The 24,814-nt window shown below is 69.1% G+C and carries 23 protein-coding genes, 1 tRNA gene and 1 pseudogene; 10 read left to right on the top strand and 15 right to left on the bottom strand.

What is annotated here, in order from left to right; all coding sequences use genetic code 11:
* Positions 1–10 precede the first annotated feature (10 nt).
* Positions 11–733 carry a response regulator transcription factor gene (locus tag O9344_RS18315; RefSeq protein ID WP_298480775.1) on the bottom strand — a complete coding sequence of 241 codons (723 nt, stop codon included), beginning with the start codon at positions 731–733 and terminating at the stop codon, positions 11–13.
* Between the two features lie 110 nt (positions 734–843).
* On the opposite strand from O9344_RS18315, the gene O9344_RS18310 reads away from it, so the two are divergent.
* Positions 844–1,557 (top strand): response regulator transcription factor, encoded by a 714-nt coding sequence (locus tag O9344_RS18310; RefSeq protein WP_298480773.1) that lies wholly within the window; start codon positions 844–846, stop codon positions 1,555–1,557.
* A 247-nt stretch (positions 1,558–1,804) separates the two neighbouring features.
* Positions 1,805–2,230, top strand: coding sequence for a globin domain-containing protein (locus O9344_RS18305; protein WP_298480771.1), 426 nt, complete (start codon positions 1,805–1,807; stop codon positions 2,228–2,230).
* Between the two features lie 2 nt (positions 2,231–2,232).
* On the opposite strand, the gene O9344_RS18300 is transcribed toward O9344_RS18305, so the two are convergent.
* From O9344_RS18300 to O9344_RS18290, 3 genes are all read right to left on the bottom strand, one after another.
* Positions 2,233–4,527 (bottom strand): PAS domain S-box protein, encoded by a 2,295-nt coding sequence (locus O9344_RS18300; protein ID WP_298480769.1) that lies wholly within the window; start codon positions 4,525–4,527, stop codon positions 2,233–2,235.
* A 93-nt stretch (positions 4,528–4,620) separates the two neighbouring features.
* A complete protein-coding gene (locus O9344_RS18295; RefSeq protein WP_298480767.1) occupies positions 4,621–5,070 on the bottom strand; it encodes a cyclic nucleotide-binding domain-containing protein in 450 nt (149 codons plus the stop codon).
* A gap of 108 nt (positions 5,071–5,178) precedes the next feature.
* Positions 5,179–5,865, bottom strand: coding sequence for a response regulator transcription factor (locus O9344_RS18290; RefSeq protein ID WP_108176223.1), 687 nt, complete (start codon positions 5,863–5,865; stop codon positions 5,179–5,181).
* Between the two features lie 200 nt (positions 5,866–6,065).
* Here O9344_RS18290 and O9344_RS18285 point away from each other — a divergent pair, with 200 nt between their 5' ends.
* Positions 6,066–6,533, top strand: a complete 468-nt coding sequence (locus tag O9344_RS18285) for a L,D-transpeptidase family protein (protein WP_298480764.1) — start codon at positions 6,066–6,068, stop codon at positions 6,531–6,533.
* A gap of 3 nt (positions 6,534–6,536) precedes the next feature.
* Here O9344_RS18285 and O9344_RS18280 read toward each other — a convergent pair whose 3' ends face one another.
* The 4 genes from O9344_RS18280 to acs all read right to left on the bottom strand — a co-directional run bounded on the left by O9344_RS18280 (position 6,537) and on the right by acs (position 11,575).
* Positions 6,537–7,304 carry an SDR family oxidoreductase gene (locus tag O9344_RS18280; RefSeq protein ID WP_298480762.1) on the bottom strand — a complete coding sequence of 256 codons (768 nt, stop codon included), beginning with the start codon at positions 7,302–7,304 and terminating at the stop codon, positions 6,537–6,539.
* Between the two features lie 81 nt (positions 7,305–7,385).
* Positions 7,386–8,783, bottom strand: a complete 1,398-nt coding sequence (locus O9344_RS18275; RefSeq protein ID WP_298480759.1) for a M48 family metalloprotease — start codon at positions 8,781–8,783, stop codon at positions 7,386–7,388.
* Between the two features lie 67 nt (positions 8,784–8,850).
* Positions 8,851–9,585: a hypothetical protein gene (locus O9344_RS18270; RefSeq protein ID WP_298480757.1), complete on the bottom strand. Its 735-nt coding sequence runs from the start codon at positions 9,583–9,585 to the stop codon at positions 8,851–8,853.
* A 40-nt stretch (positions 9,586–9,625) separates the two neighbouring features.
* Positions 9,626–11,575, bottom strand: a complete 1,950-nt coding sequence (acs, locus tag O9344_RS18265) for an acetate--CoA ligase (protein WP_298480755.1) — start codon at positions 11,573–11,575, stop codon at positions 9,626–9,628.
* A gap of 254 nt (positions 11,576–11,829) precedes the next feature.
* On the opposite strand from acs, the gene O9344_RS18260 reads away from it, so the two are divergent.
* The gene (locus O9344_RS18260) at positions 11,830–12,993 is read left to right on the top strand and encodes a serine hydrolase domain-containing protein (protein WP_298480753.1); all 1,164 of its coding nucleotides are present in this window, start codon (positions 11,830–11,832) and stop codon (positions 12,991–12,993) included.
* Here O9344_RS18260 and O9344_RS18255 read toward each other — a convergent pair.
* The 6 genes from O9344_RS18255 to tsaD form a co-directional block, all read right to left on the bottom strand.
* Positions 12,990–13,460: a hypothetical protein gene (locus tag O9344_RS18255; protein ID WP_298480751.1), complete on the bottom strand. Its 471-nt coding sequence runs from the start codon at positions 13,458–13,460 to the stop codon at positions 12,990–12,992. The genes O9344_RS18260 and O9344_RS18255 overlap by 4 nt on opposite strands.
* Before the next feature lie 66 nt (positions 13,461–13,526).
* Entirely contained in the window at positions 13,527–14,738 is a 1,212-nt protein-coding gene (locus O9344_RS18250; protein ID WP_298480749.1) for a CoA transferase, read from the bottom strand.
* A 123-nt stretch (positions 14,739–14,861) separates the two neighbouring features.
* Positions 14,862–15,284, bottom strand: a complete 423-nt coding sequence (locus O9344_RS18245) for an EVE domain-containing protein (RefSeq protein ID WP_298480747.1) — start codon at positions 15,282–15,284, stop codon at positions 14,862–14,864.
* The gene (locus tag O9344_RS18240; protein WP_108176241.1) at positions 15,284–15,574 is read right to left on the bottom strand and encodes a hypothetical protein; all 291 of its coding nucleotides are present in this window, start codon (positions 15,572–15,574) and stop codon (positions 15,284–15,286) included. The genes O9344_RS18245 and O9344_RS18240 overlap by 1 nt, the downstream gene beginning before the upstream one ends.
* A gap of 42 nt (positions 15,575–15,616) precedes the next feature.
* Positions 15,617–16,615, bottom strand: a complete 999-nt coding sequence (locus O9344_RS18235) for an NAD(P)H-dependent glycerol-3-phosphate dehydrogenase (RefSeq protein WP_298480958.1) — start codon at positions 16,613–16,615, stop codon at positions 15,617–15,619.
* 16 nt (positions 16,616–16,631) lie between these two features.
* Complete coding sequence (tsaD, locus tag O9344_RS18230) at positions 16,632–17,714, bottom strand: tRNA (adenosine(37)-N6)-threonylcarbamoyltransferase complex transferase subunit TsaD (RefSeq protein WP_298480744.1); 1,083 nt, start codon at positions 17,712–17,714, stop codon at positions 16,632–16,634.
* 97 nt (positions 17,715–17,811) lie between these two features.
* Here tsaD and hemC point away from each other — a divergent pair, with 97 nt between their 5' ends.
* The 5 genes from hemC (at position 17,812) to O9344_RS18205 (ending at position 22,810) form a co-directional block, all read left to right on the top strand.
* Positions 17,812–18,741 (top strand): hydroxymethylbilane synthase, encoded by a 930-nt coding sequence (gene hemC / locus O9344_RS18225; protein ID WP_298480742.1) that lies wholly within the window; start codon positions 17,812–17,814, stop codon positions 18,739–18,741.
* Positions 18,741–19,481, top strand: a complete 741-nt coding sequence (locus tag O9344_RS18220) for a uroporphyrinogen-III synthase (protein WP_298480740.1) — start codon at positions 18,741–18,743, stop codon at positions 19,479–19,481. The genes hemC and O9344_RS18220 overlap by 1 nt, the downstream gene beginning before the upstream one ends.
* A 35-nt stretch (positions 19,482–19,516) precedes the next feature.
* Complete coding sequence (locus O9344_RS18215; RefSeq protein WP_298480738.1) at positions 19,517–21,010, top strand: mitofilin family membrane protein; 1,494 nt, start codon at positions 19,517–19,519, stop codon at positions 21,008–21,010.
* Between the two features lie 10 nt (positions 21,011–21,020).
* Positions 21,021–22,679 carry a heme biosynthesis HemY N-terminal domain-containing protein gene (locus O9344_RS18210; protein ID WP_298480736.1) on the top strand — a complete coding sequence of 553 codons (1,659 nt, stop codon included), beginning with the start codon at positions 21,021–21,023 and terminating at the stop codon, positions 22,677–22,679.
* 54 nt (positions 22,680–22,733) lie between these two features.
* Positions 22,734–22,810, top strand: a tRNA-Arg gene (locus tag O9344_RS18205).
* A 392-nt stretch (positions 22,811–23,202) separates the two neighbouring features.
* Here the strand turns inward: O9344_RS18205 and O9344_RS18200 are convergent.
* Positions 23,203–24,141, bottom strand: coding sequence for a helix-turn-helix domain-containing protein (locus tag O9344_RS18200; RefSeq protein ID WP_298480734.1), 939 nt, complete (start codon positions 24,139–24,141; stop codon positions 23,203–23,205).
* A gap of 361 nt (positions 24,142–24,502) precedes the next feature.
* Between O9344_RS18200 and O9344_RS18195 the strand changes: the two are divergent.
* Positions 24,503–24,814, top strand: a pseudogene (locus O9344_RS18195) (C4-dicarboxylate ABC transporter substrate-binding protein); the annotation flags it as partial.

The following is a 24,814-nucleotide window of genomic DNA, read 5'->3' as shown; positions in this document are numbered from 1 at the left end:
GGCCATGCCCTCAGGCCCCGCTGGGCACGAAGACATAGCCTTCGCCCCGCACGGTCTTGATGAAGCGCGGGTGCTCCGGATCAGGCTCGATCTTCTTGCGCAGGCGGGTCACGCGGATGTCGATGGAGCGGTCGCTCTCATCGACCGTGCGGCCATGGGCGAATTCCTGCAGCTGGCCGCGGGAGAGCACGCGGTTCGGCCGCGTCGCCAGGGCCTGGAGAAGGTCGAATTCCATGGCCGTCAGTTCGATCGGGCCGCGGCCGGCATCGGTCAACCGGCGCGCGTCGAGGTCGAGGGTCAGCGCCCCGAACCGCAGGCTGCGCCCCTCCGGGGCAGCCGGCGCGGGGGTCGCGGCGGTGGCTGGTGCTGCCTTCACCCGCCGCAACACGCTCTTGATGCGGGCGAGTAGCTCGCGCAGCTCGTAGGGCTTCACCAGATAATCGTCGGCGCCGATCTCCAGCCCGACGATCCGGTCGATCGGCCGGCCGGCGGCGGTGGCCATGATGATGCCCGTCCCGCCGGTCTTGCGGATGAAGCGGGCGAGCGACAGGCCGTCCTCGCCGGGCATGGCGACATCGAGAATGGCAACGTCGATCACCTTGCCGACGCTCTCTTCCCGGAAGGCCTGCGCGTTGCGGTAGGTGAACACCTCGAAGCCCTGAAGCTCCAGATATTCACCCACGGCCTCCCGCAGGTGCTCCTCGTCGTCGACGATGGCCACCGTGGCTTTCATGCGGAATATCCCCCGATTCCGGGCAAGCGTGACAGCGTGTCTTGCCGCATTCTAGAATGAACTTGCCGACAGGGAAGCTCCCGCGGCAGGTTGGTGTGGAAGGTGAAGCCATGGCGCGGCGCGGCCGGATCGCGGTCCTCGACGACGAGCCCGACTGGGCAGAAGCGGTGCAGGAATACCTGACCGATCTCGGCTATGATGTCGATTGCCTCGGCGCGGCCTGGGAGCTGGAGCCCCATCTCACCCGCACCAAGCCCGATCTCATCATTCTCGACATCGGCCTGCCCGGCGAGAACGGCATCGACATCCTCATCCGCACCGACCTTGCCAGCGACGTCGCCGTGCTGGTCCTGACCGGCAATCCGGACCCGGTCGATCGCGTGCTCGGCCTCGAACTCGGCGCCGACGACTACGTGCAGAAGCCGGTGGAGCTGCGTGAGCTCGCCGCCCGCGTCGCCAACATCCTGCAGCGCCGCCTTGGCCGGCGGCGCAATCTCGTGGTCTTCGAGAAGGCTTCGGTCGATCTCGTCGCCGCGCGCATCCTCAAGGTGGACGGCTCCACCGACCGGCTCTCGGCCGGCGAGGTCGCGCTGATCCGCATCTTCGCCGACAATCCGGGCAAGGTGCTGACCCGCGAAGAGATCATGGAACAGGCCCCGGCGGAGGACGAGGAGGCCTTCGACCGCGCCGTCGATTCGCGCATCGCGCGCCTCAGGCGCAAGCTCGACACCGAGGCGATCCGCACGGTGCGCGGCCATGGCTACGTCTTCGACATGCCGAGCCACACCACAGAGGCGGCGGCCGGGGACGAGGCCGCAAGCTGAGCCGGGCGACAGTCTGGTGGCGATCGTGAGAGGCGGGCGGGTCATCGGAACCGGGATGCGAGCGGAGCGGTGTTGAACCTGACCCTCGCCTCGTCGCGACACAGGCCGATGTCGCCGCGCATGACCTGATGTTTCAACGCTTTCCGCCAGACGCCTGAAACCTGCGAAACGGCCATGCTGCAACGCGACATCGGGGCGAAGGGGACGTGGGCCAGGGTGAGGCCTCGAACAACCTGAGAGTCCCGCCATGACGCCCGCCCAGATTACCCTCATCCGCTCCCAGTTCGGCCAGGTCGGCCGCCAGGCCGATGCCTTCGCGGCGCGGTTCTACAGCAAGCTTTTCGATCTCGATCCGGCGCTCCGGCCGCTCTTCCCCGCTGATCTTGCCGCCCAGCGCGGCAAGCTGGTCCAGGCCCTCAGCCACGTCGTGCTGTCGCTCCACGACCTCGAGGCTGTCATCGGCGATGTGCGCGCCCTCGGCGAACGCCATGGCGACTACGGCGCCACCGCCGCCCATTACGACACGGTCGGCCTCGCCTTGCTTACCACCCTCGCCGACACGCTCGGCCCGGCCTTCGACGACTCCGCACAGGCCGCCTGGGCCCTCGCCTATGGAATCCTCGCCGATGCGATGATCGAGGCGGCAAGCCGCAAGGCCGTGACCGTCGGCTGAGGTCAGTGACGGGTCGGCACGGCGCTCGCCATCACCTGGGCGAGCACGGTGCGGACGTCGTCGAAAGTGAAGGGCTTCTCCAGCACCACGACCTCCGCGCCCTCCGCCCGTGCCAGACGGTCGGGCCCCGCCACCGTGTCGCCCGTCACGATGATCGTGCGGCGCGCCAGCTCGGGATCCCGCAGGTGGATGCGGTCGCGGAAATCGACGCCGTCGAGCCCGGGCATCCTCAGGTCAGCGAAGACGATGTCGATTCGGTCCCGACCGATGCTCTCGAGGGCATCGGCGGGGCGCTCCATGGTCGTCGCATGGTGGCCAAGCCCCTCGACGATCTCGGCAAGCGAGCGCGCCACATCCGCCTCGTCATCGACGATGAGCACCGCAAGGCCGCCGGCGGTTCCCGCCGGGGTCCGTGGCGTAACCGCCTGCGCCTCGCTGGTCGCAACCGGCAGGCGGATATCGAATTGCGCACCGCCCTCCGGCCGGTTCGACAGGCTGACGCTGCCGCCATGGGCCTCCACCACATTGCGGCAGATGGACAGGCCGATGCCCGTGCCGACACCCGCCGGCTTGGTGGTAAAATAGGGCTCGAAGACCCGCCGCATGATCTCCTCGGGGATGCCCGGGCCATTATCCGTCACGCGGATGGCGATGGCCTCACCGTCCCGCCGCGCGCCAATGGCCACCCGCCGCGGAGAGGGGCGGTCCATCAGCGCCTGCTGGGCGTTGATGAGCAGGTTGGCGATGACCTGCGTGAGCAGATCGCGGTCACCGGTGATCACGGGAAGGTCCGGCTCCAGCGTGGTCTCGACCTCGATTCCCGAGCTGCGGACCCCGTAGCTCACCATCTCCAGCGCTGCCGTCACCACCTCGCTGATGGCGACCGGCTCACGCTGCGGCGGCTTCTGCCGTGCCATGGCCAGGAAGCTCTTGACGATGCGGCCGCAGCGCTCGGCCGCGGCATGGATGCGCTCGCCGCGGCGCTTCACGTCATCGGCGGTCGCCTTCTCCACCAGCAGCGAGGACTGGGCGATGACGATGGCGAGCGGATTGTTGAGCTCGTGGGCGACTCCGGCGAGCAGCGATCCCATGGCCGAGAGTTTCTCGACCTGATGGAGGCGCTCGCGGCTCGCCTGCGCCTCGGCCTCCATCCGCTTGGCCTCGGTAAGGTCGCGCACATGGGCCATGAACAGGCGGTGGGCACCCGTCCTGACCGTGTTGACGGAATATTCGACCGGGAAGGTGCTGCCGTCGCGGCGCTTGGACACGGTCTCGAAGCGGCGGGCAAGGCTCCCCGCGTCGCTCTTCGCCTTGTAGCGCTCCATTGTCTCGATATGCACCGACCGCAGGGTGTCGGGCACGACGAGGTCAAAGGAATAGGAGCCGAGCGCCTCATCGCGGGAATAGCCGAACAGCGCCTCGGCAGCCGGGTTGAACTCGACCACCTGCCAGTTCTCGTCGGCCACGATGATGGCGTCGAGCGCGGAAATGACCACCGCCTTGTTCATGGATTCGCTGCGGGCAAGCGCCTCCATGTTCCGCGCCAACTCCTGCTCGCCGAGCTTCAGCTCGGTGAGGTCGCGGGTGAAGGTGAGATAGCCGATGCGGGTGTCGCCCACCGCCGCATAGGGCATGAGCGAGACCTGCAGGTAGCGCTGGCCGCGGGTGACGAAGGGGATCCAGCCTTCCCAGCGCATGGTCTCGCCGCGCCGGACGCGCTCACCGAGGATCTGGTACTGCTCGACCACCTTGGAGCCGAGGATCTCGGCGACGCTGTGGCCCACCACCCCCTCCCGCGGCTTGCCGACGAATTCGAGGAATTCCCGGTTGGCGTCGCGGTAGATCAGGTCCGGATCGACATAGACGGTTCTGAGCGGGATGCCGTCGATCATGGCGCGCAGCTGATGGATCTTCGCCTGCTGCTCGGCAATGGACAGTTCGAGCTGCCGCCTCAGGCCGAGCCAGGGGGCGGGCACCTCGGGCAGAACGACAGCGCCTCCCTGCCCCGCCTCGGCGACCGCACGGGCGAGCGTCACCGCCGGCTCGACGAATTGTCGCCAGACCAGCAGGGCGAGGATGACGAAGGTCGTCACCACCCCGACGAACAGCAGGAGATGCTCGACCACATGTTCGCGTGCTTGGGCGGTGAGCTCGGCCCGGCCATAGGTCGACCAGGCGACTCCGGCGACAAGGAGAAGGAGCGGCAACCCGCACAGCACCAGCAGGCCGGCGAAGCGCCGGGAGAGGTCCTGACCGCCATTGTCGGGGCGCGTCGCGGGCTGGGCGGACTGGGACATGCCGTCTCCGCTGCGGATCAGGCGTCAGGGACGCTGCGAGGCGGCAGAGTGGTGCCGACCTGCCGGCGCGTCAAGCAGGCATGCGCCGCGGCCTCAACCGCGCTCGAAGAGCCGTCCGACCCGCTGCAGGTCCGCGGTCGTTGCCCGCATCTTGTCGCGGAAATCCTGGTGGATGCGCTGGGCGGCGTCGGGGAACTCGGTCAGGACACGCCGGAACAGCGATCGCGGGATGCGCAGCACCGTCGCCGGGTCGCGGGCGGTGGCTGTCGCCGGCCGCAGGGTTTCGATGATGAGCGCGATCTCGCCGATGAGGCTGCCGGGACCGGCGATGAACTCGCCGATATCTCCCTCGCTCTCCAGCCCCACCCGCCCCGCGGCGATGACATAGCCGCTATCAGCGGCCTGACCTTCCTTGAACAGCGCGTCGCCAGCGCGCAGGAAGCGCGTCTCCGCCGAGAAGGCGAGCAGGCGGACGGGCTCATCGCCAAGGCTGGCGAACAAGGGAACCCGGGCCAACAAGGCGATGTCGTCGTCGAGCGCCATGGGCTCCGTTTCGGCAGGACCGGGACAACAGGACAAAGATCCGTCCCTGCCGGCGGCAGGGCGGGTCGGATGAATCTACCTGCATTCCTTTGGAAAGCGGTAACGATCCTAGGGGACCAGCTTGTAGCCCCCGCCCTCGGTCACGAGAAGGGTGGCATTGCTCGGATCCTTCTCGATCTTCTGCCGGAGCCGGTAGATGTGCGTCTCCAGCGTATGCGTGGTCACGCCGGAATTGTAGCCCCAGACCTCAGAGAGCAGCACCTCGCGCGACACGGGCTTGACGCCCTGGCGATAGAGGTAGCGCAGGATCGCCGTCTCCTTCTCGGTGAGGCGGATCTTGCTGTTCTTCTCGGTGACCAGCAGCTTCGACGAGGGCCGGAAGGAATAGGCGCCGATCTGGAAGACCGCGTCCTCGCTCGCCTCGTGCTGGCGCAGCTGGGCGCGCACGCGGGCGAGCAGCACCGCGAAGCGGAAGGGCTTCACGACATAGTCGTTGGCACCGGCCTCGAGGCCGAGGATCGTGTCCGAATCGGTGTCGTGGCCGGTCAGCATCAGGATCGGGCTCTTGAACCCGCCCTTGCGCATCAGCTTCACCGCCTCGCGACCGTCCATGTCGGGAAGGCCGACATCCATGATGAGGAGGTCGTAATGGTCGCCCTTCACCGCCTGGATGGCCTTGGCGGCGGAATCGACAGCCTCGGTGGCGAATTCCTCGTGCAGGGCCAGCTGCTCGGCGAGGGCATCGCGCATGTCGACGTCGTCGTCGCAAAGCAGGATCTTGCGGACTTGGCTCATCAAATCACCTGATGGGGGAGAGGCGGCACCGGTGGGGGAGGCGGCCGGGGAAGGGACGTGGAAGGCACTACGGTATGGTGGCCGACGGCGTTACACATCGGTTCCTAACGCGTCGTAGAGATATGGATGACATTTTCATGGCGAAACCCCGAATCACACGGATTTTTGTCCATGCGCTGCCCGGTCGCAGGAGCCGCGGCATGGTCCATGTGGGCCTCGCCGCCTTCCCCTGCGCCCTCGGTCGCAGCGGCATCCGCACGGTGAAGCGTGAGGGCGACGGGGCGACGCCGCGCGCCGTCCTGCCGCTGAGGCGGGTGTTCTTCCGCGCCGACCGGCTGGTGCGCCCACAGACCCGCCGGCCAATTCGCGCCATACGGCCGGAGGACGCCTGGTGCGACGATTCAGGCGACCGCCGCTACAACCGCCTCATCCGTCGCCCGCCGGGCCCGGCCGAGGAGCGCCTCACCCGCGCCGACCATCTCTACGACGTCATCGTCGAGCTCGGCTGGAACGACCACCCGGTGCGCCGCCACCGCGGCAGTGCCATCTTCTGGCACGGCGCGCGCGATGGCTTCACGCCGACAGCGGGCTGCGTCGCCATCCGCATCGCGGATTTCGCCAGGATCCTGCCCCGGCTGTCCCGCGATGCGGTGATGGTGATCCGCTGACGCTCAGACCGAGGCGGTGAGGCCGCCATCGACGAAGAGCACGTGGCCGGTCACGAAGTCGGAGGCCGGCGCCGCCAGGAACACGCAGGCGCCCTTCAGCTCCGACACATCGCCCCAGCGCCCCAGCGGGGTGCGGGCCTCCAGCCAGGACGAGAACTTCTCGTCCTTCACCAGCGCATCGGTCAGTTCCGTCTTGAAATAGCCGGGGGCGATGCCGTTGGAGCGGATGCCACGGCGGCCCCATTCCACCGCCATCTGCCGCGTCATCATCTTCACCGCCCCCTTGGAGGCGGTGTAGGGCGCGATGGAGGGCCGGCCGAGCTCGCTCATCACAGAGCAGGTGTTGATGATCTTGCCGTAGCCGCGCGGCAGCATGTGCTTGGCCACCGCCTTAGAGACATAGAAGACGCTGTCGATATTGGTCGCCATGACCCGGCGCCAGGCATCGACGGGGAAATCCTCCAGCGGCTGGCGGATCGTCATGCCGGCATTGTTCACGAGGATCTGGATCGGACCGATCTCCTTCTCGATGGCGTCGACGCCGGCGGTCACCGCATCCGGGTCGGTCACGTCGAAGGCGCGCGAGGACACCTTGTATCCTTTGGCGCGCAGGCCGGCCTCCGCGGCCGAGAGCTTCGCCTTGTCACGGCCGTTGAGGACGATCTCCGCGCCCGCCGCGGCAAGTCCCTCGGCATAGGCAAGGCCGATGCCCGATCCGGAGCCGGTGATGAGAGCGCGGCGGCCGGTAAGGTCGAAGGATGAAGCAGTCATGGGATGGCCTTGTCGGTGTTTCCTCGGGGCGAGGAGCAAAGGCCAGGATCGCCGCCGATGCAAGCGGCTTGTATGGTAGTTCTACTCAGCAATGATCTTGACGAGCTCGCCGCCGCGCGGCTGCTCGCCGTCGGCAAGGCCATTCAGCACGCGGAAGCGCTCGTCGGCCCGGTCCGGCACCTGCATCTTGCGGGCGAAGGTCAGGACCGTGTCGCCCTCGCCGGCACGCGGGGTGCGGATGCGCAGCGGCTTCACCGCCGCTTCGGCACTGGTCAGCCGCCGGAACGTCTCCATCGAGGCGCGGAAGCCACCGTCGACCTCGGCATTGAGGTCCCGCGCCGCATAGATGATGCGATAGACCTCGCTGCCGAAACGCACCACGAAAATGCGGAACGACCAGTCGCTGCCGCGGGCGACGGCGGTTGCCGCCTGGAAGCCATTGATGGTGACCGCCTCGACCGTCTCGGTGGACAGTCCGTCGATCCAGCCGGATTTCAGATAATCGGTGAGCGCCTGACTCGCCGGGACGCGCACCACGTCGAGGCGGATGGCCATGTCGTTGGGGCCGAGGCCGGTCACCGCCTGGCGGCTGTTCTCGAGCGTGAAGCCCTCCGGGGCCGTCACCGTGAAGCCGAGCCGCGGATGCAGGAAGCTGCGGCCGCGCACCACGCCCTGGCGCGGATCCTCGCCGAAGGTGATGCCGTCGATGGCGCGCAGGTAGCGTTCGCGATCGCGTGGCCGACCCTCGGGAGCGAGGTGCTGGCGCGCCGCCAGCACCGCCTGGCGAATGCGCTCCGGCGTCGAGGGATGCGACGACAGGAAGTCCGGCGAACCGCTATTGGCCTGGGCCTGCCCCCGAAGCTCGGCGTTGCGGTCCATGGTCTGCAGGAAGCGCGAGGCGCCATAGGGGTCGAAGCCGGCCTTGGCGATCAGCGCGACGCCGATCGTGTCGGCCTCGAGCTCCTGGGCGCGGGAGAAGTTCGCCAGCGACACGCGCGCCGCCTCGCGACGTGCCTCGGCGCCGGCCATATCGTTGAGGAGCCGCGCCCGCATCACCGCGACGAGCTCGCTGGTGCGCACCTGGTCCTCGCGCTGATTGGCGTGGCGGGCCGAGACATGGGCCATCTCGTGGCCGAGCACGGCGGCAAACTCGCTCATGTCGTTGATGAGCGCCAGCATGCCGCGAGTGATGTAGAGGTGGCCGGATGGCAGCGCGAAGGCGTTGACCGTCGACGAATTGAGCACCGTGAGCCGGTAGCGCAGGTCCGGCTTGTCGGAGGCCGCGGCGAGGCGGTCGAGCACCTCATCGGCCAGCCGATCGATGCCCGGTGCGCTGTATTCGCCACCGAAAGCCGCGAGGATCCGGCCATGGTCGCGCGAGGTGAGCGGCGGCAGGCGCGTCTCGGTCGGCACCGGCTCGGGCAGCGGCGTGGTGTCGGGTGCTGTGGCGCAGGCGGATAGCAGCAGGGCGAGCGCCATCGCGGCCGATCCGCGCGACCGACCGAACAAGGATGCTGCTGCCACGAACCGAGCCACGGTCCCGACGCTACCTTGCGCCTCCGCCGGGCGCCTCCGCGATGGTCAAGGCCTCCGGCACCGCCGCCGCGATGAAGGGACCACGCCGGATCGTCACAACCCCGCGCACCCGCAGCATGTGCCCGCGGAATGCGGCAGGTTCAAGCCCGGCGGCGCGAAAGGCCCCCATGTCCGCCTCGCGGATGGTGACCGTCAGCGCCCCCGCGCCGGGGGGCCCGAAATTGACGTAAGTGATGCGATTGACGGTCCTGACGGAGCGAACACGGCTGGTTGCAATGATGAATCGCCCCTCGCTGGCGGCGAGCGCTGCGTCATCATTTGTATCAAGAAGTGACCGCGGCGTGGCCCAGATGCCACGCTGCGCCGCAATAGCCTCACCCTCGGCGCGCTCCAGCAGGACCCAGCAATCGCGGGCAATGCGATGGGCGAGGGAGAGCCGCGCGAGGCCCTGGCGCAGGATCTCCGCCTCCACAGGACCATCGGGGCCAAGGGCCAGCACCGGCACCCGATCGTGGCGGTCGGCGGGCCCGAGCGGCGCGATGCGGATGATGCGACCGGCGGGCACGGGCGCCTCACCCACCAGCACTGCAAGGCGGAAACGGCGGCCGTCGGCGGCGCCGACAAGAAGCGGCCCCTGGGCAGCGAGGCCGGCAACGGGCTGGAGTCCCTCGGGAGCGCAGGCCGCCGCCGGCCTTGCCATTGCGACCGCGCAGGCAAGGGCGACGACCCCGGTGAGGGGCCGCAAGAACAGCGGGACGATCGGTCGATGCGCCCCGCTTATCCCATCACGCACCCTTGCGGTTCTGGCGGTTGTTGATGAGGTCGTCGACGACCGCCGGATCGGCGAGGGTCGAGGTGTCGCCGAGCGAACCGAACTCGTTCTCGGCGATCTTGCGCAGGATACGGCGCATGATCTTGCCGGAGCGGGTCTTGGGCAGGCCGGGCGAGAACTGGATGAGGTCGGGCGAGGCGATCGGGCCGATCTCCTTGCGCACCCAGGCAACGAGCTCCTTGCGCAGCTCTTCCGTCGGCTCCTCGCCGGCCATCAGGGTGACATAGGCGTAGATGCCCTGGCCCTTGATGTCGTGGGGATAGCCGACCACCGCGGCCTCGGACACTTTCGGATGGGCGACCAGGGCGGATTCGACCTCCGCCGTGCCCATGCGGTGGCCGGAGACGTTGATGACGTCGTCGACGCGGCCGGTGATCCAGTAATAGCCGTCGGCATCGCGGCGGCAGCCGTCGCCGGTGAAATACTTGCCGGCATAGGTGGAGAAATAGGTCTGCACGAAGCGCTCGTGGTCACCGAACACCGTGCGCATCTGGCCCGGCCAGGAATCGGAGATCACCAGATTGCCCTCGCAGGCACCGCTCAGCACCTTGCCCTCGGCATCCACCACCTCCGGCTTCACGCCGAAGAAGGGCCGCGTCGCCGAGCCCGGCTTCAGCGCCGTCGCGCCCGGCAGCGGGGTGATCAGGATGCCGCCGGTCTCGGTCTGCCACCAGGTGTCGACAATGGGGCAGCGACCATCGCCGACGACGCGATGATACCACTCCCAGGCTTCCGGATTGATCGGCTCGCCGACCGAGCCGAGCAGGCGGAGCGATGAGCGCGAGGTCTTCTTCACCGGCTCTTCGCCGGCGCCCATCAGCGAGCGGATGGCGGTGGGCGCGGTGTAGAAGGTGTTGACCTGGTGCTTGTCCACCACGTCCCAGAAGCGGGAGATGGAGGGATAGGTCGGGATGCCCTCGAACATCAGCGTCGTCGCGCCGTTGGCGAGCGGGCCATAGACGATGTAGCTGTGGCCGGTCACCCAGCCGACATCGGCCGTGCACCAGTAGATGTCGCCATCCTTGTAGTCGAAGACATACTGGTGGGTCATCGAGGCATAGACGAGATAGCCGCCGGTGGTGTGCAGCACGCCCTTCGGCTTGCCCGTCGAGCCGGAGGTGTAGAGGATGAACAGCGGATCCTCGGCGTTCATCTCCTCCGGCGGGCACTCATCCGGCACCGTGGCGGCGAGATCGGCATAGTAGTGGTCACGCCCGGCTGCCATGGCGATCGGCGATCCCGTGCGCTTCACCACGATGACGCTCTTCACCACGCCCGGAGCCTTCTCCACGGCGGCGTCGACATTGACCTTCAGCGGCACCTTGCGGCCACCGCGCAGGCCCTCATCCGCCGTGATGACCACGGAGGTGCCGGCATCCTCGATGCGGCCGGCGAGGCTGTCGGGCGAGAAGCCGCCGAAGACGATGGAATGGATGGCGCCGATGCGGGTGCAGGCGAGCATCGCATAGGCGGCTTCGGGGATCATCGGCAGGTAGATCGTGACCCGGTCGCCCTTCTTGACGCCCTGGCTCTTCAGCACGTTGGCCCATTTCATCACATGGGCGTGGAGCTGGCGGTAGGTGATCTTGGCGTCGTCCTTGGGGTCGTCGCCCTCCCATATGATCGCCACCTGGTCGCCGCGCTTGGCGAGGTGCCGGTCGACGCAGTTGTAGGAGACGTTGGTGGTGCCGTCCTCGAACCATTTGATCGAGACATTGTCCGGCGCATAGGAGGTGTTCTTCACCTTGGTGAAGGGCTTCATCCAGTCGATGCGCTTGCCGTGCTCGGCCCAGAAGGCCTCGGGCGAGGCGACGGAGGCCTCGTACATGGCCTTGTACTTGGCGTCATCCACATAGGCGCGGGCGGCCCAGTCGCCGCTGACGGGATAGAGCTTGTCGGACATGCGGGTCCCCTCTCCTTGGGCGGCCGCCAGGGCGAAGCCGGGACGGCGGCGTTTCCTGATGCGGGCCGCCTGTTAGGGCCGGCAGCCTCGCGAAATCCGGCGCGACCATACGTCGGCGCCCGTTATGCGCTCAAGGGCAGCCGTCTCACACTTTGGTCGCTCGCCCGCCCCTTCGCGCCTTGGCGCTTCGGACGAATTGACGCACGGGGCGCGCGGCGCGGATGGTCGCGGCACCAGACGCAAAGGATGTCGGCATGACAAGAGCCCTCGACACGCTGCTCGCCCGCGCCGCCGATGCCGGCGAGGTGCCCGGCGTGGTCGCCGCCGTCGCCAACCGCGACGGGCTTCTCTACGAGGGCGGCTTCGGCCTCCGGCGTCTCGGCGGGGCCGATCCCATGACGCCGGACAGCGTCGCCTGGATCGCCTCCATGACCAAGGCGCTCACCACCGTCGCCCTGCTGCAGCTTGTCGAGGAGGGCCGCGTCGACCTCGACGCGCCGGCCGCGACCTACGCCCCCGCCATCGGCGAGGCCGCGCTGCTGCATGATTTCGACGCCGAGGGCCGGCCGCTCACCCGTCCGCCGGCCAAGGCCGTGACGGTGCGGCACCTCCTCACCCACACGGCCGGCTATTCCTACGACTTCGCCTCCTCGGCCATCCGCAAATACATGAAGGCGACCGGCCTGCCCGCCACCAATACGGGCCGCCTCGCCGCCCTGAACGCCCCGCTCATCGGCGAGCCGGGCGAGGCCTTCATCTACGGCATCTCCACCGACTGGGCCGGCCGGATCGTCGAGATCCTCACGGATAAGCCGCTCGAGACCGTCTTCCGCGAGCGCATCACCGGCCCGCTCGGCATGGCCGACACGATGTTCTGCCTCGGCGAGGCCCAGATGGCGCGGCGCGCCACCGTCCACGGCGTCACCGAGGACGGCGCCTATGTGCCGAGCGACATGGTGGTGGTGCAGGAGCCGGAATTCGCCTCCGGCGGCGGCGGTCTCTATTCGACGGCAGGCGACTACATCGCCTTTCTGCGCATGATCCTCTCCGGTGGCACGCTGGGCGGCGCGAAGGTGCTGGGGCCTGACAGCATCACCGGGTTGATGACCGACCAGATCCCGCAGCTGACGGTTCCCGCGCTCGGCCTGATGTCGCCCATGGGCCCGCGCAGCGCCGATTTCTTCCGCGGCCGGCCGACCGGCTGGACCCTCGGCTTCCAGCAGAACCGCGAGCCGACCGACGAGGGCCGCCCGGCGGGATCGCTTTCCTGGGCGGGCTTCGCCAACACCTTCTACTGGATCGATCCGCGAAGCGGCCTTGCCGGCGTCTTCATCACCCAGATCGTGCCCTTCTTCGACCCCAGAGCAATCAGGCTGTTCCGGGAATTCGAGGCGGAAGTCTATCGCGCGCTCGCCTAGCGCAGGATCCGCCCGCGCCAGATCGCCAGCACGACATTGGCGGTCGAGACCGCCAGCAGGATCCACATGGTCATCGCCTCATTCGGCGCGATGCCGGCAGAAAGCGTCGCCACGTCGATGCGGCCGGCCAGGGCCTCGGCGCTCTGCGTCCCCAGGTCCTGCAAGGGCCCGATGGCGTGAAGCCCGCCGGCGAAGACGAGGATGCCCGAGGCCGCCTTGGCCCAAACCCAACCGGCATTGTGGAAGGCCGGGGTGACCCCGATGGCGAGAAGGCCGGGGATCAGGGTGAGGATCAGCGAGGGCAGCATCACCCAGCGGGTGATCTCGGCCATGGCGCCGCGGATCAGCGCGAAGCTCTTCAGGTCCGTGGGCGGCGGCGCCAGATGGTCGAGCACCAGGAGGCAGGCAAGCGCCCCCATGAGGCCGATCGCCCCCATCGAATGGCCGAATTTGAGCAGCCGTTGCATGGACTGAACAGTTAGCGCCTGCGTGATGCGCGTCCAGTCCGGGCGATGCCGGCTGGAGCGCCTCGCTCACTCCGCCGCCTTCGGCAGCTCGACTCCGGCCTCGCGCAGCACCTCTTCCGTGTCCTGGCCGAGCTTCGGCGGGGCAAGGCGCGTCGAGGCCGGGCTCGCCGCGAAGTTCACGGGGTGCTTCATGTCCACCCAGGTATAGCCATCGGGGTGGGCATGCTTGCGGAAGAAGCCGACCGCCTTCAGGTGCGGGTCTTCCATCAGGTCGCCGAAGCGGTTGATCGGCGCGAAGGGGATGGCCTTCTCGGTCAGCACCTTCGCCCAGTCGTCATTGGTGCGGGTGGAGACCATGGCGTCCATCATGGAATAGAGCTCCTTGATGTTCACCATCCGAGCCCGGTAGGTCGAGAATTTCGGGTCGCTATTGAGCTCCGGCCGGCCCGCCAGCACGAAGAAGTCGGTCCAGTTACGGTCCGTATAGGGCAGGATGCCGATCCAGCCGTCCTTCGACTTGTAGGGCCGGCGGTCGGGATTGTGGATGCGCGCATAGCCGAAATCCGTGCCGGGCGGCGCCGGGTCATAGACGTGGCCGTAGAGGTTCTCGTGCATGACGTAGTGCGTGTAGCACTCGAACATCGGCACCTCGACGAACTGGCCCTCGCCGGTCCGCTGCTTGTGGAACAAAGCCGCCAGCACCGCCTGGACCATGAACAGGCCGACGGTCTTGTCGGCGGCCAGCGTCGGCAGGTAGCGCGGCGCCGGATTACCATCGACCCGGGGCAGGATGTCGGCGCCGCCCGAGACGCCCTGGATCAGGTCGTCATAGGCCGGCCGGCCGGCATAGGGGCCCTCGGCGCCGAAGCCGGCGGCGTGGATGTAGATGAGGTTCGGCAGCCGGGCCTTCAGGCTGTCATAGTCCATCTTCAGGCGGGCGGCCGTGTCCATCCGCATGTTGGAGCAGACGACATCGCAGGTGCGGGCCAGCGCGATGCAGGCCTCCTGGTCCTCGGGGCGCTTGAGGTCGAGGGCCACGGATTTCTTGTTCTTGTTGTACATCATGAAGAGCGGGCCCATGCCCGGCCCGGCCTGTTCCGGCCAGGCGCCCGGCCAGCGCATGATGTCGCCGCCGCCCTCGCCCGGGCTCTCCACCTTGATGATGTCGGCGCCCATGTCGCCGAGCAGCATGGTGGCGTAGGGGCCGAGGATCACCGAGGTCAGGTCGAGAATGCGGATGCCGGCGAGCGGCCCGCGCGGGGCGGAAGGAGCGGCCATCGAAGGGTCCTTGCGAAATGGCATTTCGGGAAAAACTGTAACCCCGACCGCGCTGCTTGCGAAGCGCCGCGGCGGGAAGCCGGTCCGGCGCTCAGCGCAGGACCGGTCGAAAGCCCGTGAGGCTCACGGATCGATGCCGCCCATCCGGCAGACAATGGCCCATTCCTCATCCGTCACCGGCTGGACCGAGAGCCGCGACAGCTTGAGCAGCGCCATATTGGCAAGGCTCGGCTCGTGCTTCACCGCCTCGAGGCTCACCGGGTATTTGAGCGGCGTCACGGCCTTGAGATCGACGACCACCCAGGGCTCACCCGCCTCGGCGGTCGGGTCCGGATAGGCCTCGCGGATCACCTCGACGATGCCGACGATCTCCTTGCCCTCGTTGGAATGGTAGAAGAAGCCGCGCTCGCCGGTCTTCATGCGCATCAGGTTCAGCTTGGCGGCGTGGTTGCGCACGCCGTCCCAATGCGTCCCCTTCGCCGCCGCCTTCACCTGCTGGTCCCAGGACCACTTGAAGGGCTCGGACTTGTAGAGCCAGTGCGCCATCACTGGCCCTCGATCTTCGGGCCGGTGGAGACCGACGGGATGAGCTTGCGGAAGGCGTCGAGCTCGGTGACGAAGCGGTCGAACTCCGCCAGCGTCATGGTCGTCTTGCCGTCCGAGAGCTCGATCACCACGATGGGCTCGCCCCCGGTGCGCCGCTTCATCAGCTTGGCGACCGGAAACACCACGGAATGGGTGAGGTCGAAGGGATGGGTCTCGGCCACGAGATCGGCGCCCATGGCCTTGGTCGCTGCCTCGACGCCCCGGGCCAGTTTCTCGAAGAAATTGGTCATCGCCGTCCTTTCCGCGCTGCGCGGGGTTGAAAGGGAAATTCGTCACTCGGCCTTCTGCGGCCGGGCCATCAGCTGCACGATGGCCTGGTCGACATCGATCATGCCGCCCAGCACCGCATCCACGGCCTCGGCGATCGGCATGTCGACGCCGGCTGCCTTCGCCTTTTCAACCAATATCTCGGCCGTCAGCGCGCCTTCGGCAAGCGCTCCCTTGCCCGAGAGCAGGTCGAGGCCCTTGCCCTCGCCGAGCGCGTGGCCGAGGGCGAAGTTGCGGGACTGCAGGCTCGAGCAGGACAAGATCAGGTCGCCGAGGCCGGAGAGGCCCATCAGTGTCTGCGGCTTGGCGCCGAAATGGGCGCCGAAGCGGCTGAGTTCGGCGAAGCCCCGCGCGGTAATGGCGGCCGTGGCGCTGGCGCCGAGCTTGCGGCCAGCGACGATGCCAGCGGCAATGGCGAGCACGTTCTTGGTCGCGCCGCCAATCTCGACGCCGCGCAGATCGGTGGTGTGGTAGAGGCGAAAGGTCGGCGAGCCGAGGATTCGCGCGACGCGCTGCGCCACCGCATCGTCGGCCGCCGCGACCGTCACCGCCGTCGGCAGGGCCTTGTCGATATCGGCGGCGAAGCTCGGTCCGGAGAGCACGGCCGCAACCGCCGCGGGCGCGACCTCGGCGATGACCTCCGAGAGAAAGCGCCCCGTTCCGCGCTCGATGCCCTTGGCACAGATGACGAGTGGGGTGCCGGGCCTCAGCAGCGGCGCGGCGGCCGTCGCCACGGCCCTCAGCGCCTGCGCCGGCACCACGACGAGGACAAGATCGGCCGCAACCGCCGCCGCAAGGTCGGTTGTGGCCGTGACACGCTCATGCAGGATGGCGCCGGGAAGCCGCTTTGCATTGCTGCGACGGCCATTCACCTCGGCAACGAGGGCGGCATCGCGGGCCCAGAGGGTAACGGCCGCGCCCGCCCGCGCCGCCACATTGGCGAGCGCCGTGCCGAAGGCACCAGCGCCCAGCACACCGACTTTTGCCACGCCCGCACCTGCCATCTGCCTCACGCCCCCCTCATGCCTTGGCCCCGAGCCGGCCGGAGCCGATGGTCGCCGCCGCCGCATCCAGCGGCCAGCGCGCCCGCGGCGCCACGTCCAGCGGATCGGTGAGGCCAAGACCGAGGCGCTCCGCCCCGGCCCAGGCGATCATCGCGCCGTTATCCGTGCACAATTTCGGTGGTGGCACGACCAGCGGCAAGCCCGCCGCCTCCGCGGTCTTGTGAAGCACCGCGCGCAGGGTCTGGTTGGCGCCGACCCCGCCGGCCACCACCAGCGCCGTGGGCTCGCCATGGCGCTCGCGGAACAGGCGGATGGCGACGCGGCAGCGATCCGCCACCATATCCGCCACCGCCGCCTGGAAGGAGGCGCAGATGTCGGCGATGTCCGTCTCGGTGAGGGCACCGGACGGATCGCGCAGACCATCGGCAGCAATGCGCACGGCGGTCTTGAGGCCCGACAGTGAGAAATCCGGCTCGGGGCGGCCGTGCAGCGGCCTTGGGAAGGCGAAACGCCTGGCATCACCGCCCACCGCGCGACGCTCCACCTCAGGCCCGCCGGGATAGGGCAGGCCAAGGAGCTTCGCCACCTTGTCAAAGGCCTCGCCGATGGCATCGTCGATGGTCGTGCCGAGCTTGGCATAGGCGCCGACGCCGCTGACCGCGAGAAGCTGGGTGTGGCCGCCGGAGACGAGCAGCAGCAGGAAGGGAAAGGCGACGCCATCCGTGAGACGCGCGGTCAGCGCATGGGCCTCGAGGTGATTGACCGCCACCAGCGGCTTGCCGAGCACCAGCGCCATGGCCTTGGCGGTGGTGAGGCCGACGAGCACGCCGCCGACGAGGCCCGGCCCGCCCGCAGCCGCCACCGCATCGAGATCGCCCGCCGCCGTACCGGCCTGGCGCAGGGCCTCCGCCACCACCCGATCAACGACCTCGACATGCGCGCGCGCGGCGATCTCCGGCACCACGCCGCCATAGGGCGCATGGTCCTCGATCTGCGTGCGCACGACATTGGACAGGATCGTGCCCCGGCCGTCTGGCCCGACCCGGACCACTGCCGCAGCCGTCTCGTCGCAGGTGGTCTCGATACCGAGGACCAGCATGGGCCTCACGGGCTCCCTTCCCCCGCCGGACGGCGGGACTTCCTGTCCGCCGATCCGTCGCTATGATCGTGAGCCCCGCCTATCACCGGACCTTCCCATGGCGCAATCGCCCTTCCTCCGCATCGGCACCCGCGGCTCGGCTCTCGCCCTCGCCCAGGCGCATCTCGTCCGGCGCCTTCTCGCCGCAGCCCATGGTGTCAGGGAGGATGAGATCGCCGTCGAGATCATCAAGACCAGCGGCGATGCCATCCTCGACCGGCCGCTCTCGGAAGCCGGCGGCAAGGGCCTCTTCACCAAGGAGATCGAGGAGCAGTTGCTGGACGGCCGCATCGACCTCGCGGTCCATTCCTCCAAGGACATGCCGACCGTCCTGCCGGACGGGCTCGGCCTCGTCTGTTTCCTCGAGCGCGAGGATGTGCGTGACGGCTTCATCGGCCGCGCCTCGCCGACCCTCGCCGACCTGCCGAGGGGCGCGGTGGTGGGCTCCTCATCGCTCCGCCGCCAGGCGCAGATCCGCCGTGAGCGGCCCGACCTCGACGTCGTCACCTTCCGCGGCAACGTCCAGACCCGGATGGCCAAGCTGAATGCCGGCGAGGTCGCCGGCACCATGCTCGCCATGGCCGGCCTGAACCGGCTCGGGATTTCCGGCGAAGTGACCGAGGTGATTGCCGCCGAACGCTTCCTCCCTGCCGTCGGCCAGGGCGCCATCGGCGTCGAGACGCGCCTCGCCGACACCCGTACGCGCGACCTTCTCGCCCCGCTCGACCACCGCGCCACCGCCATCGCGCTCGCCGCCGAGCGGGCCTTCCTCGCCGTGCTGGATGGTTCGTGCCGCACCCCGATCGCCGGGCTTGCCCGCATTGAGGGCGGCGCCATTGCTTTCACCGGCGAGATTCTCAGGCCCGACGGCAGCGAGAGCCATGTCGCCAGCCGCGCAGGTACGGTGACCGAGGCCGAAGCGCTCGGCCGCGATGCCGGCGCCGAACTGAAGGCCCGTGGCGGACCCGGATTCTTCGGGCACGCCTGATGCGCGTGCTCGTCACCCGCGCCGAGCCGGAGGCCGCCCGCACCGCGGCGGCGCTGGCGGCACGGGGCGCGGAGGCCCTCGTTGCGCCGCTCTTCACGGCAGAAGCCGTCGCGGCAGAAATCGACACGCGCGATCTCGCCGGCCTCGTCGTCACCAGCCCGCGCACGCCGCGATTCCTCCCCGCGTCCCTTGTCGCAGCTCTGCGCGACCGGCCGGCCTATGCTGTAGGGGACCGAACGGCGGCAGCTCTCAGGGACCATGGCTTTCGCCGTGTCACCTCCGCCGCGGGGGACGTGGACGATCTGGCAACGCTCATCGCGGCGACGGCCGGCACGGGCGCGACCTTCCTTCATGCCGGTGGCGAGGACCGGGCCGGCGATCTCGCCGCAGCGCTCGCCCGGCACGACGTCGCCGTGCACACCGCGACCCTCTACCGCATGGTCGCCGTGCCGGTGTGGCCGGCGGCGGCGCGCGACGCGCTCCTGAAGGGTCCGATCGACGCAGTGCTGCACTATTCGCCCCGCGCGGCGGCGACCTATGCGGCCCTCGCCATGGCCGAGGCCTCCACGACCGCGGCGGCCCGCGCCCCGCTTCAGGCCTGCCTGTCGCAGGCCGTTGCCGAGGCGCTGAACCCTTTGTCGCCGCCGCGCGTTATCCTCGCCGCGCGGCCCGACGAGGCGGCCCTCCTGACTGCGCTCTTTGACGCGGCCGGGTTGCCGGGGGGATCGCCCGCGCGCTAAACCGGAAGCCTGTGGGGGCAAGCCGGAGACAACTCATGGCCCATGACGATCGCCCGGGCGACGATCCGAAGCCCAAGCGCCGTGGCAAGGCCCCGATCATTACGCTGGAGGCTGCGGACGTGACGCCGCCGCCGGCCGCAGATTCTGCAGCGACGGAAGCGCCTTCCGGTGAGTCTCAGGCCCCGGACGCGCCCGCCGCCGAGCCGGTGGCCGCCATCCCGGGCGAAAACCCATCTGCCGAGCCGAAAGCGGATGACGCGGCTTTGGCCCACGACAGGCCCCCAACGCCCGACGCCGTCGTGACGCCGCAGGAACCCGCCGGGATCGACCCGGCCGCAGCTCCCGTCCCGGCCGAGCCGCCACCTCCCGCACCGCATCGCGCGGAGCCTGAACCAGCCTCCGGCGGTTTCGGCCGTCTCGTCGCCGCCGGCGTGGTCGGTGCATTGCTGACCGGCGGGCTCGGCATCGGCGCCCTTTCGACCGGCCTTCTGCCGACGGCGTCCAGCGACGGCGCGGCGCGCGACGCGCGGATCGGCGATCTCGAAACCCAGCTGCGGCAGATGGCCAGCCGTCCGGCGCCCGCCACGGCACCGGCGCCGGACCTGACCCCCCTCGCCCGCCGCATCGAGGCCCTCGACGCCGCCCGTGCGGCCCTCGAGACCCGGCTCGCCGCACTGGAGCAGCGACCCGCATCGGCAACGGCTGGCACGGCGCCTGCCAGCACCTCATCGGCTGCCCCGGTGGATCTGGCGCCGCTGCGCGCCGAGATCGATGGCCTGAAGGCAGAGGTGACACGGCTTGCAGCCCGCCCGGCCGAGACGGCGCCCGCACCCTCCGTCAGCCCCGCCGATATCGACGGGCGGATCGCCGCTGCGGTGACCGCCGCGCGCGAGGCAGCCGAGCGGCGCATTGCCGCGCTGGAGGGCGACATCCGCACGGCCCGCAGCGCCCTCGCCGAACTCGCCCCCAAGATCGCCGGGCTCGAAACCGCCCGCGGCCAGGCCGGCGATTCCGGCCGCCGCGCCGCCCTCGTCGTCAGCCTCGGCGCCCTGCGCGCCGCCGTCGAACGCGGCCAGTCCTATGCGGCCGAGCTGCGCGCCGCAGCCAGCCTCGGACTGCCAGCGGATGCCGTCTCGGCTCTCGAACCGCAGGCCGAGCGCGGGCTGCCGACCATCGCCGCCCTCACCCAGCGCTTCACCGCGCTGGCGCCTGACCTGCTCAAGGCCGCTGGACCCGCCACATCGGATGGCTCCCTCCTCGACCGGCTGACCCAGAGCGCCCAGAGCCTGGTCCGCGTCCGCCCCGTGGGCGAGGCGGCCGGCGACGATGTGCCCACCGTCGTCGCCCGCATCGAGGCCAAGCTCCGCCGTTCCGACCTCGCAGGGGCACTCGCCGACCTCGACAAGCTGCCGGAACGGGTGAAGACTTCCGCCACCGCCTTCGCCGCCGAGGCGCGGGCGCGGCTCGGCGCGGACACCACGCTGCGCCGCCTGTCGGCCGAGGCCGCCACCGCCATGGGCGGGGGCTGAGGAGAGCATCATGGTTCGCGTCGTCCTCTTCCTCGTCCTCCTGGGCCTCCTCGCCTTCGGCGCCGCCTGGGTCGCCGACCAGCCCGGCACCGTCTCCATCGTCTGGCTTGGCCGCCAGATCGAGTTCGAGGTGCTCACCGGCATCGTCGCCCTCGCCGCCGCCGCCGCCGTCGCCATGGCGGTGATCGGCATCGCCAAGTGGCTGCTCACCAGCCCAGCCATGGCCCGCCGCGCCATGCGCCGCCGCCGCGCCCGCAAGGGCAGCGAAGCGGTGACGCGCGGCATCCTCGCCGTTGGCGCCGGTGACCGCCGCGCCGCTGAGCGCCATGCCCAGGACGCAGCAAAGTTCGCCCCCGGCCAGCCGCTAACCCTGCTCCTGAAGGCCCAGACGGCGCAGCTCTCGGGCGATCGCGGCGGCGCCGAACAGGCCTTCCGTGCCATGGTGGAGGGCCAGGAGACGCGGCTCCTCGGCCTGCGCGGCCTCTATGTCGAGGCCCAGCGCCGCGGCGACCAGACGGCGGCCCGGGCCCTCGCCGAAGAGGCCGTGAAGGACGCGCCCTCGGCTGCCTGGGCGAGCCAGGCCGTTCTGGAGAGCCAGACGCTGGCCGGCGACTGGGACGGCGCGCTGACCAGCATCGAGCGCCAATATGCCGCCCGCACCATCGACCGCGACAAGGCCAAGCGCCTGCGCGCCGTTCTCCTCACCGCCAAGGCCATGGCCGCCGAGGACCACGATCCCGCCACTGCCCGGGCCCTCGCCCTCGAGGCCCATGGCCTCGCCCCGACCCTGGTGCCCGCGGCCGTCGTCGCCGGCCGCCTGCTCGCCGCCGATGGCGATGCCCGCAAGGCCTCGCGCGTCCTGGAGGCCTCCTGGAAGGCAATGCCGCATCCCGACATCGCCGAGGTCTATGCCCATGCCCGCCGCGGCGATTCCCGCCTCGACGAGATGAAGCGCGTCGAGCACCTCGCCCGCCTCGTGCCCTCGCATCCCGAGGGCACCATGGCCGTCGCCCGCGCCGCCATCGACGCCGGCGAGTTCGCGCGCGCCCGCAAGGCGCTGGAACCGCTCGTCGCCGACCGACCGACGCAGCGCGCCTGCCTGCTCATGGCCGAGCTCTCCGCCAAGGACGGCGGCGACCATGGACGCGCCCGCGAATGGATGGCCCGCGCGCTGCGCGCCGCCCGCGATCCCGTCTGGACCGCCGACGGCCAGGCCTCGGACATCTGGTTCCCCGCCTCGCTCGTCTCCGGACGCCTCGATTCTTTCGAGTGGAAGGTGCCGGTGGCGGAGATCGGCGGCCCTGTGCTGCAGGTCGACGACGTCCTCGCGGACCATCACGAGAGCGAGCAGCCGGCGGTGATGATCGAGGCGCCTGTTACCGACGCCAAGACCGTCGAAGCAAAACCTATCGAGGCAAAGACCATCGAGGCGATCCCGGCCGCGCCGGAGGCGATGCCTGCGCCAGCCCCCGAACCCGTCGCCGCGCCGGCTCCCACCACTGCGACGCCGCCTGCCGAGGCCGAGCCGATGCCGGCACAGACGCTGGTCTCCGCGCCGAAGCCGCGTATCGTGCCGACCGAGACGGTGTTCCCAATCGGCAGGCCGCCGGATGATCCGGGCCCGGATGTGGGTGCGAAGCCGAAGCGGGCCTCGCTCTTCGGCGGCTGAACGGCCGGGCGGTGCTTGCCCGCCGGCCACTGGCCATGAGATAGAGAGCGCGCCGGTCCCGTAGCTCAGCAGGATAGAGCAGCGGTTTCCTAAACCGAAGGTCAGGGGTTCGAATCCCTTCGGGACCGCCAAGTGCCGCTGATATTGCTGGGAAAAATCGCGTTTTTTGCGACTTACCCCAACGCTTGCCCTAACGGCCTCCCGTCCTGACTTTCGGCTCACAGCTCCTGGACCGACCCCTCCGCTCGCTTCAAGCAAACTCCAGCGAATTGGGGGCGTGAGATCGAGCCGGCTAGGCGTCCGCTATTGAGCCCCTAGCGGACGTCGGAACGTCCGGTTCTCACTGCGATGCCCCAGCCGGCGGCTGGGAGATAGCTTCGAGCTTGTTCACCGCGAGGCCAGGCCTGCGCGATGGCCATTGGTGTGGACCTCCGCCTTAAGCGTGTCGCGGCCGCAGCACGCATGGGAAATGGCTTAACCCCGGCATCAAGGCCCGCGCTTCGCGGAGCGAGGTGAAGGAGACTCAGGCGTCGGCAGCCGATCTGTGGCGGCTCGTCCCGTACGTCGAATGCTGGTCACGGAACTGGCGGGGCGACGTGCCGGTGTGCCGACTGAAGAACCGGCTGAAATAGGCGACGTCATCGAAGCCACAATCAAAGGCGATCTGGGAAACTGGCTTCAGCGTGTAGATCAGTTCCCGCTTGCATTCGAGGATGATGCGCTCGTGCTGGATGGCAAGGGGTCCCTTGCCGACGGCCTTGGTCGTGATCGAATGAAGACGATCGGGGGTTATGCCCAATTCGCTCGCCATCTCGCCGACTGTGGGCTGTTCGCGGAACCGCGTCTCCACGACCTTCCTGAAGCGACGAAATTCTGAGGCCTGCACCACGCCCAGATGACTGTCGAGCGTGTCGAGCGTTTTCAGGCGCAGCATGGCCACCAGGAGCAGACTGATCGTCGATACGATGACAGTGTCGCTTCCCGTGCGAGGCAACATCTGCTCGCGTTCGAGCGCCGTCATGACTCCGGCGACATCGATGCCGATCTCGCCGGCCGCAGACAGGGCCGTGTAACGCGGCTCGGATGCGACATAGGCTAGGCGACCACTGTCCGGGACGGCACTCGTGGCCGCGTCGACCACATCATGGGACACGGTCAGGACCAGTCCCTCCGTCCCGGGGATGAACCGGAAGCCATGGACGACGCCCACCGGCAGCCAGACGATCCACGGCGGCTCCATGCGGATGGTGCGTCCCTCGATGAAGAGATCACCCCCGCCGGCAGTGAGCAGGATGCATTGGGCCAGTTCCGAGTGCCGGTGCGTCGAAATATGCCAGTCATTGGCCGGTGCCCGGGAGCTGATCGGCTCGATATGGGCATATCCGGCCGCGCCGCTGGCGGCGGCGAGGCCGTAGAGCCCGAAAACCGGAATACTGTAGACCGAACTTCCGCTGCGCTTCATCGACTCGCCAGATTAGTCCAAGTTTTTCTCACGGTTGCCCATACTGGGCGACGGCGCAATAGGGTAGCGTCTCCGCACGATTGGATCGTTGCAGGCTTGTTCAACCCCTGCAACGAGGCGATTGGCGCTTAGCTTTTCGGGAGCCTGTCCACGAATTCAGTGGGTGAACTAAACGGCCAGTTGAAGAGACCGACCGGCCCCGGCTTTCACCTCACCCCACTTTCACCCTGCCAGAACGAGCCAAGCGATAAGGCTCGACACGGAATCGCCTTGCGGCGGTCCCCAGAAATTAACAGGCGACCCTGCCGGATGCTCTCGTCCGGCGGTCGGTTCGCTGATGTCGAAACAAGGAGGAATGCCCATGACGTCCCCCCGTCGCCATGCTCTTTCGCGTCGCAACCTGCTGACGCTCGCCGGCGCCGCTGTTGCCACTCCTGCCGTGATGCGGGTCGCCTGGGGCCAGGCCCCGCAGGTGACGCTGCGCCTGCACCACTTCCTGCCGCCGGTCTCCAACGCCCATCAGCGCTTCCTTCTGCCCTGGTCGCGCAAGGTGCAGGAGGCCTCCGGCAACCGCATCAAGATCGACATCTTCCCGTCGATGCAGCTGGGCGGCGCGCCGCCGCAGCTCTTCGACCAGGCGCGCGACGGCGTCGCGGACATTGTCTGGACCCTG

The organism is Phreatobacter sp. (genome assembly GCF_027532945.1).
Lineage (GTDB): Bacteria > Pseudomonadota > Alphaproteobacteria > Rhizobiales > Phreatobacteraceae > Phreatobacter.
Note: the sequence above shows the minus strand (reverse complement) of the source record. Positions and strands in the feature narration are given on the sequence as shown.